Raw genomic sequence first — 8609 nt, 5'->3', positions numbered from 1 at the left:
CAGAAACGATCCGGTGGGCCGGTTGGGGTCGGCGACGCCGGCCCTGCTGCGACGCACCGCGTCGGACACGGCCTGCACGGCCTTGCGCTGCCCGACGACGCGCTTGCCCAGCTCGTCTTCCATGCGCAGCAGCTTGGCGGTCTCGCCCTCCAGCAGACGCCCGGCGGGGATGCCGGTCCATGACGACACCACGTCGGCGATGTCGTCGGGTCCGACCTCCTCCTTGAGCATCACGTTCTCGCGGGCCTCCGCCTGCGGCAGCGCCGCGTCGAGCTTCTTCTCGAGCTCGGGGATGCGGCCGTACCGCAGCTCGGCGGCCTTGGCCAGGTCCCCGTCGCGCTCGGCGCGCTCGGACTCCCCGCGCAGCGTCTCCAGCTGCTCCTTGAGTTCGCGGACGACGTCGATCGCGTTCTTCTCGTTCTGCCAGCGGGTGGTCAGCTCGGCCAGCTTCTCCTTCTGGTCGGCCAGCTCGGCGCGCAACTTCTCCAGGCGCTCCTTGGACGCGTCGTCTTCCTCCTTCTCCAGCGCCATCTCCTCGATTTCGAGCCGGCGGACCAGCCGCTCGACCTCGTCGATCTCGACCGGCCGGGAGTCGATCTCCATGCGCAACCGGCTGGCGGACTCGTCGACCAGGTCGATCGCCTTGTCCGGCAGGAACCGGGCGGTGATGTAGCGGTCGCTCAATGTGGCCGCCGCGACCAGCGCGGAGTCGGTGATGCGCACGCCGTGATGCACCTCGTAGCGGTCCTTGAGCCCGCGCAGGATGCCGACGGTGTCCTCGACCGACGGCTCGCCGACGAAGACCTGCTGGAAGCGGCGCTCCAGCGCGGCGTCCTTCTCGATGTACTTGCGGTACTCGTCGAGAGTGGTGGCGCCGACCAGCCGCAGTTCGCCGCGGGCGAGCATCGGCTTGATCATGTTGCCTGCGTCCATCGCCGATTCGCCGGTTGCACCGGCCCCGACGATGGTGTGCAGCTCGTCGATGAATGTGATGATCTGCCCGGCCGAGTTCTTGATGTCGTCGAGGACGGCCTTGAGCCGTTCCTCGAACTCGCCGCGATACTTGGCGCCGGCCACCATCGACCCGAGGTCGAGGGCGACGACGGTCTTGTCGCGCAGGCTCTCCGGCACGTCCCCGGCGATAATGCGCTGGGCCAGGCCCTCCACGATCGCGGTCTTGCCGACGCCGGGTTCGCCGATGAGCACCGGGTTGTTCTTGGTGCGACGGGAGAGCACTTGGACCACACGGCGAATTTCGTTGTCCCGCCCGATTACCGGGTCGAGCTTGCCTTCGCGGGCGCGTTCGGTCAGGTCGGTGGAGTACTTCTCCAGCGCCTGGTAGGTCGATTCGGGGTCGGCGCTGGTGACCCGCGCGCTGCCGCGCACCTTGACGAAGGCCTCCCGCAACGCCTGCGGCGAGGCGCCGTGGCCGGTCAACAGCTTGGCGACGTCGGAGTCACCGGTGGCCAAGCCAACCATCAGGTGCTCGGTGGAGACGTATTCGTCGTCCATCTCGGTGGCCAGGTGCTGGGCGGTGGTGATCGCCGCGATCGAGTCGCGGGAGAGTTGCGGCTGCGAGCCGCCGGTCGCCTGGGGCAGCCGGTCCAGCAGACGCTGGGTTTCGGCGCGGACGGTGGCGGGCTCGACGCCGACAGCTTCCAGCAACGGCGCGGCGATCCCGTCGTTCTGTGTCAGCAGCGCCAACAGCAGGTGAGCGGGCCTGATCTCGGGGTTGCCGGCGGCAGTGGCCGCCTGCAGAGCCGACGTCAGGGCCGCCTGCGTCTTGGTCGTCGGGTTAAAAGAGTCCACGACACCTCCGTTCGGGTACTTCAAAAATGGTTGTCGCGTTGTTCAACGCCGTCAAGGTTGAGTCTGTTCCGCTCAACTCTAGCGTTTTCCACGGGTTCGCGCCGCGTTCAGGCCGCACGCCCCTCGCCGAGCGTGTTCTGCGGGCGAAAATCGTGCAGTTTTTTCGCCCTCAGAGCACGCTCGGCGGACGAAACTCACATCGACGCAGGCCTTTCGGGTAAGTGTTGTCCGACATGACTGAATGGACATTGGACGAGATCAAGATCGCCGACAAGGGCTCGGCGCGTCGCTCGATTGCCGGCGCGGCAATCGGCAACTTCATGGAGGCCTACGACTTCACGCTGTACAGCCTGGTGGCCACGATCCTCGCGCAGACGTTCTATCCCGGCGACAACTCCGGTGCGCGCAATCTCGTGGCCACGTTCGGCACCATGACGGCGGGATTCGTCGTGCGCCCGCTCGGCGGGTTCATCTTCGGCCCGCTCGGCGACCGCATCGGGCGCAAGCCGGTGCTGGTGATGACGATCTCGCTGATGGCGGTCGCGGCGACGGCAATGGGCGTGCTGCCCGGCTACGCGACGCTCGGGGTCTGGGCACCGATCCTGCTCACGCTCATCCGCGTCTGCCAGGGGCTGTCCTCTGGCGGTGAGTACGCGGGCGCCATGACGTACATCGCCGAGCACGCCCCGGACCGCAAGCGGGGCATGATGACCGGATTCCTGCCGGTGGGCACGCTGGGCGGCTTCGTGGGAGGCGCCGCGTTAGTTACCACGCTGCAGTCGACACTGTCTGCGGCGGACATGCTGGCCTGGGGTTGGCGGATTCCATTTCTGCTGGCCGCCCCGCTCGGCCTGATCGCCGTCTGGTTACGCAGAAGGATCGAGGAGTCTCCGGACTTTCAGGAGCTCGGTGAGCACGCGCAGTTCACCGGTGGCCAATTTCGGCAGACGGTCGTGCAGCAGTGGCGGCCGCTGCTGCTCTGCCTCGGGCTCGAGCTGATGATCACCGACACCAGCTACCTGGTCAGCGGCTACGTGCCCACCTACCTCAAGAAGACCGCGGGCGTGCCGGACAACGTGGCGCTGGGCATGGTCTTGGCGCTGCTGGCCGTGATGACGGTCGCCGTGCTGTTCATCGCGAGACTGTCCGACCGCGTCGGCGTCAAACCGCTGTTGTGGACCGGCAGCGCGCTGCTGGTCCTGATGTCGGTCCCGGCGTTCGCGTTGATGCGGTTCGGCGGCGGTTATCCGGCGAAGTTCGCGGGCGTGGCGCTCGCGGGCGCCGCCATGACGTTTCTGAGCACCCTCGAACCCGCGATCCTGCCCGCGCTGTTTCCCACCAGGGTCCGTTACGGTGCGCTGTCGATCGGCTTCAACGTCGCGGTGTCGGCGTTCGGTGGCACCACCCCGCTGCTCGCCGAGGCGCTCGTCGCCAGCACGGGCAACCCGGTGATGCCGGCCTACATCCTGGTGTTCGCCGGCGCGGTTGGCGCCGTCACGCTGTTTTTCACCCCCGAGGTGGCGGGCAGACCGCTGCCGGGGTCCGGGCCGTCAGTCGAAAGCGAGGAGGAGGCGCGGCAGCTGGTGCGACGGCACGCCTAAAATCGGCGTCCGTGAGCTTGGAGGACCGCGACGCGCTGCGCGTGCTGCGTGATGCGTTCGAACCAGACCAACCCGGTGTGGTAGCCCGCTTCTACACTCACTGGTTTGCCGTCGACACCTCGGTGCGCGACCTGTTTCCGCCCGAAATGGACCGCCAGCGGGTCGCTTTCGCCCACGCGCTGCACTGGGTGTACGGCGAACTCGTCGCCCGGCGCGCCGAGGAACCCGTGGCTTTCCTTGCCCAGCTGGGGCGGGACCATCGCAAATTCGGTGTGCTGCCAAGGCATTACGAGACATTGCAACGCGCGCTGTATACGACGCTGCGCGACCACCTGAGCGGCGCATGGACAGGCGCCGTCGAGGCCGCCGCAACCCAATCGCTGAACCTGATCACCGGGGTGATGAGCGGCGCCGCCGCCGCCGACGAGGATCCCGCCTGGTGGGACGGCACGGTCGTCGAGCACCTCCGGGTGTCGCGCGATCTCGCGGTGGTGCGGCTGCGCCTAGACCGCCCCATGCCCTATCACGCGGGCCAGTACGTCGACGTCCACATCCCGCAATGCCCACACCGCTGGCGATATCTGAGCCCCGCCATTCCGCCCGACGGGGACGGCGGGACCGAGTTTCACGTCCGGGTGGTGCCGGGGGGTCTGGTCAGCACGGCGATCGTCAACGAGACGCGGCCCGGGGACCGCTGGCGGTTGTCCAGCCCGCACGGTGGGCTGCACGTCGACCGCGAGGGCGCCGACGTGCTGATGGTGGCCGGCAGCACCGGCCTGGCACCACTACGCGCGCTCGTCATGGATTTGAGCCGATTCGCGGTGAACCCGCGGGTGCACCTGTTCTTTGGCGCGCGCTACCAATGTGAGCTCTACGACCTGCGTACGCTGTGGCAGGTCGCGGCGCACAACCCGTGGCTGTCGGTGTCACCGGTGTCGGAGTACAACCGCGACCCGGCCTGGGCCGCCGACTATCCCGACGTCTCGCCGCCGCGCGGACTGCACGTCCGCCAGACCGGACGTCTGCCCGACGTGGCGACCAGGTACGGCAGCTGGGGCGACCGACAGATCCTGATCTGCGGCGGCCCGGCGATGGTTCAGGCCACCAAAGCCGCACTGATCGCCAAAGGTACTCCGCCGGAAAGCATTCAGCACGATCCGCTGTCACGATAGGGGCGCACCTGTGCCGGCTACACATCGCCCCGGCGCGACTCGTGTGACAGCTCTGCCAAGCCAGCCGCGGGCCCTCCCCACTAAACTGACCGCCGTGCACGTCGTCACCCTGCGCGACCCGTCGTCGTCGTTGACCGCGGAGTTCGTGCCCGACGCCGGCATGATCGGCACGTCACTCGCCGAGGCGGGCACAGAGCTGCTCGGCCAGCGCCGCGGGCTGGACGCCTACCTCACCGCGGGCAAGACAATGGGCATCCCGATCCTGTACCCCTGGGCAAACCGGTTGGGCGCCAACACTTATACCGCGGAGAACAGGACGGTGACGCTGACGCCGGGTGAAGGCGGCGTGCGCGCCGACCCCCACGGGTTGCCCATCCACGGCGTGCTCGCCGCGTACCCGGATTGGCGAATCACGGCCCAGTCGGACAATGAGCTCACCGCCGAGGTGGATTTCGACGACGCGCGACTGCTGGCCAGCTTTCCCTACCCGCACGTCCTGGAACTGACAGTGCGGCTGGTGGAACGAACGCTAGCGCTGCGCACCACCGTGACCGCAACGGGCGACACTCCAGTCCCGCTGTGCTTTGGCTTCCACCCTTACCTGCGCATACCGGACGCCGGACGCGCCGAGTGGATCATCGAGACGCCGCCGCTGCGCCGCCTCGAACTCGACGACAAGGGCCTGCCCACCGGTACCACAACCGAGCAGCACGCGCTACAAGAGCCCTTGGGAGACAAAGCTTTCGACGACGCGTACGACCAGGTTCCCGCCGGTGCCGTGTTTGCGGTTTCCGGCGGCGGGCGTCGGCTGGAAGTGCATTTCGAGCAGGGGTATCCCGCCGCCCAGATCTTCGCTCCGGTCGGCGAGGACCTGCTGTGCTTCGAGCCGATGGCCGCACCCACCGACGCGCTGCGCCGCGGCGGCTACCGAGCGGCGCAGCCGGGCCAGCCGGCGGTGGCCCAGTTTTCGATCCGCGTGTGAACTGAAGAATCGAGTCTGCGATCGTGGCGCCGAAACTGCGCTCAGGGCTGGTCTGACCGCCTCAACCCGGCCCTCACCGCAGACTCGGGCGGATTGCGCAGGAGTACGCAGGGGCCTAGCTCCGCTTCCGGGGCTGCCAGACGACCAGCGCGGTGCTCTTGGGCACCACGGCGACGTCGCGGCGCTGGTTGGCCCGCAGCATCGTTAGCTCCTCGGCCATCTCCTTCAACCTGGACTGCAGCGCCTCGACCTGATTGGTCAGCTCGATGATGCGCTTGATCCCGGCGAGGTTGACGCCCTCGTTCTGGGAAAGCCGCTGCACCTCGCGCAGCAGCTCGACGTCGTGCTCGGAGTAACGGCGGCCGCCGCCGGAGGTGCGCCGCGGCCGGACCAGCCCGAGCCGGTCGTAGGTACGCAGGGTCTGCGCGTGCATGCCGGCCAGCTCGGCGGCTACCGAGATCAGAAACGTTCGAGCCTCGTCCTTGCGCGAGTTTCCGGACATCAGCGGTTACCCGCCCATCCGGCCCGCGGATTGAAACCGCTGGACCGCTCGGCAGCCGCATACGCCTCCAGGGCCTCCTGCGCGGCGCCCTCCACGTTCGGCGGAACGGCCACCTTCACGGTGACCAGCAAGTCGCCGCTGCCCCCGCTGCGCTTGGGCACGCCGCGTCCGCGCACCCGCAGGATGCGACCGTCCGCGGTGCCTTTGGGCACCCGAACACCGACCGTGCCATCCAGCGTCGGCACGGAAAGTGTTGAGCCCAAAGCCAATTCAGTGAAGCTGACGGGAACGGTCACCGTCAGGTCATCACCGTCGCGGCCAAAGACCTTGTCCGGCCGCACATGTACTGTGACATACAGGTCGCCCGAGGGCGCCCCGCGCAAACCCGCCTCACCCTGCCCGGCCAACCGGATCCGCTGTCCGTCCTCCACACCCGGGGGGATCCGGACGTTGATGGTGCGGGTGCGGGTGGTGACACCGGTGCCTTTGCACTCCTCGCAGGGGTGCTCGATGATCGAGCCGGTTCCCCGGCAGTCGGTGCAGGGTTCAGAAAATCCGAACGCGCCCTGGTTGCGGCTGATTACCCCGGCGCCGTTACAGGTCGCACACACCTTGGGGCTGGTGCCCGGCCGCGCGCCGCTGCCGTGGCAGTTGGTGCACGGTGCCGGGCTGGTCAGCCGCAGCGGCATCGCCACACCCTTGGCCGCCTCGACGAAGTCGAGTTCGGTCTCGGTCTCCAGGTCGTTGCCGCGGCGCGGCCGACTCGGCCGGGTGCTGGCGCCGCGTCCGAACAAGCCGCCGAACAGGTCGCCGATGTTGGCGCCGCCGGACCGGCCGGCGGCGTCGAACAAATCGTTGAGGTTGAACTCGGCCCCGTCCCCGCCACCGAACCCGCCGAAACCGCCGGCGTCGAAGCGTCGCCCGAAGCCGCCGCCGGCGAACAGCCGACGGGTCTCGTCGTACTCCTTGCGCTTGGCCGGATCGGTGAGCACTTCCTTGGCCTCGGACACGGCTTTGTACCGGTCTTCGGCCGGTTTGTTGCCCGGGTTGCGGTCGGGATGGTTTTCGGCGAGCAGCTTGCGGGCCGCCCGTTTGATGTCGTCGGCACTGGCGTCAGAGGAGACGCCTAGTTCCTTGTAGAAGTCCTTTTCGACCCATTCGCGCTGGGCCATGTCGCGTCACCTCCTTTCTTTAGCGTTGACTCTGCGCTGAGGGTGGAAAAAGGCGAGTAACCCCAGCCCTCAACGCAGAGTCAATGCGACACCACTTTCTCTAGATTCTGCGGCCTACGCACCTGAGGCGTCGGCGTTATCGCTCGTGTCGACCGGCTCGGGTTCAACAACCGGTGCGGCGGTGTCTTCGACGGTGTCGATGACTCCGACCAACGCGTGCCGCAGCACTTGCTCACCGAGCTTGTAGCCCTGCCGCATGACGGTGCCGATGACGGGCTTGGAACCCTCGCCGCCGTCGCCCTCGTGCTGGACGGCCTCGTGCAGCAACGGGTCGAAGTCCTCGCCCTCGGCGCCGAACGCCGTCAGGCCAAGGCCGCTCAGGGCGCCGTCCAGCTTGTCGGCGACCGACCTCAACGGACCTGACTCCAGATCGCCGTGCTTGCGCGCCCGGTCGAGGTCGTCGAGCACGCCCAGCAATTGGTTGACCACGGCGGCCTTGGCCCGGTCCGCCGCTGCCTGCTGGTCGCGCAGTGCGCGCTTGCGGTAGTTGGCGAAGTCGGCCTGCACCCGCTGCAGATCGGCGGTCAGCTCGGCGACTTGGTGGTCCGACGCCTTGGCGCCCTCCGGAGCCGCTGCTTGCGGTACCCCTCCCGGCACCCCACCCGGTGTTGCGCCGGGCGGGGCCTGCCGAACTTCACCGGTCTCGGGGTCGATCCGCCGCTTGTCGGTTACCTGTACCTGCTCGTGCGGATTGCCTTCCGTCGCGTAATCACGTTCCGTCACTTGGACTCCCGGTCGTCGTCGACCACCTCCGCGTCCACGACGTCGTCGGCGGAGCCGGACGGGCCGCCAGCGTAGGCGTCACCGCCGGGGCCGGGGGCCTGGCCGGCCTCGGCCTGGGTGGCCTCGTAGATCGCCTGCCCGAGCGCCTGGGACTCCTGGCCCAGCTTCTCCATCGCCGCCTTGATCGCGGAGATGTCGGTGCCGTCCAGCGCCGTCTTGGCTTCGGCCACCGCGGCATCCACCTTGTTCAGCGTGTCCTCGGGAACCTTGGAGCCGCCCTCGGCTTCCCTCTGCTCCTTGACGAACTTCTCCGTCTGGTACACCAGCGTCTCGGCCTGGTTGCGGACGTCGGCCTCCTCGCGACGCTTGCGGTCCTCCTCGGCGTGCGCCTCGGCGTCCTTGATCATCCGGTCGATCTCCTCCTTGGACAGGCCGGAGCCTTCCTGGATCTTGATCGTGTTCTCCTTGCCGGTGCCCTTGTCCTTGGCCGTGACGTGCACGATGCCGTTGGCGTCGATGTCGAAGGTGACCTCGATCTGCGGGACGCCGCGCGGCGCCGGCGGGATGCCGGTCAGCTCGAAGGAGCCG

At 68.2% G+C, this 8609-nt stretch carries 8 protein-coding genes; 3 read left to right on the top strand and 5 right to left on the bottom strand.

Going from position 1 to position 8609, the window contains the following annotated elements; translation table 11 throughout:
• Positions 1-1809, bottom strand: a 1809-nt coding sequence (locus tag JO236_RS12910; RefSeq protein ID WP_293330465.1) for an ATP-dependent Clp protease ATP-binding subunit, incomplete at its 3' end; no start/stop codon positions are given.
• A gap of 233 nt (positions 1810-2042) precedes the next feature.
• On the opposite strand from JO236_RS12910, the gene JO236_RS12905 reads away from it, so the two are divergent.
• The 3 genes from JO236_RS12905 to JO236_RS12895 all read left to right on the top strand — a co-directional run bounded on the left by JO236_RS12905 (position 2043) and on the right by JO236_RS12895 (position 5564).
• Entirely contained in the window at positions 2043-3410 is a 1368-nt protein-coding gene (locus JO236_RS12905) for an MFS transporter (protein ID WP_293330462.1), read from the top strand.
• A gap of 11 nt (positions 3411-3421) precedes the next feature.
• A complete protein-coding gene (locus JO236_RS12900; protein WP_293330459.1) occupies positions 3422-4582 on the top strand; it encodes an FAD-binding oxidoreductase in 1161 nt (386 codons plus the stop codon).
• 94 nt (positions 4583-4676) lie between these two features.
• A complete protein-coding gene (locus tag JO236_RS12895; protein WP_293330456.1) occupies positions 4677-5564 on the top strand; it encodes an aldose 1-epimerase in 888 nt (295 codons plus the stop codon).
• A gap of 115 nt (positions 5565-5679) precedes the next feature.
• Here JO236_RS12895 and JO236_RS12890 read toward each other — a convergent pair whose 3' ends face one another.
• The 4 genes from JO236_RS12890 to JO236_RS12875 form a co-directional block, all read right to left on the bottom strand.
• The gene (locus JO236_RS12890) at positions 5680-6066 is read right to left on the bottom strand and encodes a heat shock protein transcriptional repressor HspR (RefSeq protein WP_293330453.1); all 387 of its coding nucleotides are present in this window, start codon (positions 6064-6066) and stop codon (positions 5680-5682) included.
• Positions 6066-7238: a molecular chaperone DnaJ gene (gene dnaJ, locus JO236_RS12885; protein ID WP_293330450.1), complete on the bottom strand. Its 1173-nt coding sequence runs from the start codon at positions 7236-7238 to the stop codon at positions 6066-6068. Before dnaJ ends, JO236_RS12890 begins: the two co-directional genes overlap by 1 nt.
• A 114-nt stretch (positions 7239-7352) precedes the next feature.
• On the bottom strand, positions 7353-8021 hold the full coding sequence (grpE, locus tag JO236_RS12880) for a nucleotide exchange factor GrpE (protein ID WP_293330447.1): 669 nt from the start codon (positions 8019-8021) through the stop codon (positions 7353-7355).
• Positions 8018-8609: Hsp70 family protein (locus JO236_RS12875; RefSeq protein ID WP_293330444.1), on the bottom strand; the 592-nt coding region annotated here is incomplete at its 5' end. The genes JO236_RS12875 and grpE, both read right to left, overlap by 4 nt.

The organism is Mycobacterium sp., assembly GCF_019247635.1.
Taxonomy (GTDB): domain Bacteria; phylum Actinomycetota; class Actinomycetes; order Mycobacteriales; family Mycobacteriaceae; genus Mycobacterium.
The sequence above is the reverse complement of the archived record's forward strand: the minus strand, read 5'-3'. Positions and strand labels throughout refer to the sequence as shown.

Bases quoted from the DNA above. Each gene is read 5' to 3' on its own strand.
- JO236_RS12905 (WP_293330462.1), top strand. From the start codon at position 2,043: ATGACTGAATGGACATTGGACGAGATCAAGATCGCCGACAAGGGCTCG.
- JO236_RS12890 (WP_293330453.1), bottom strand. From the start codon at position 6,066: ATGTCCGGAAACTCGCGCAAGGACGAGGCTCGAACGTTTCTGATCTCG.
- dnaJ (WP_293330450.1), bottom strand. From the start codon at position 7,238: ATGGCCCAGCGCGAATGGGTCGAAAAGGACTTCTACAAGGAACTAGGC.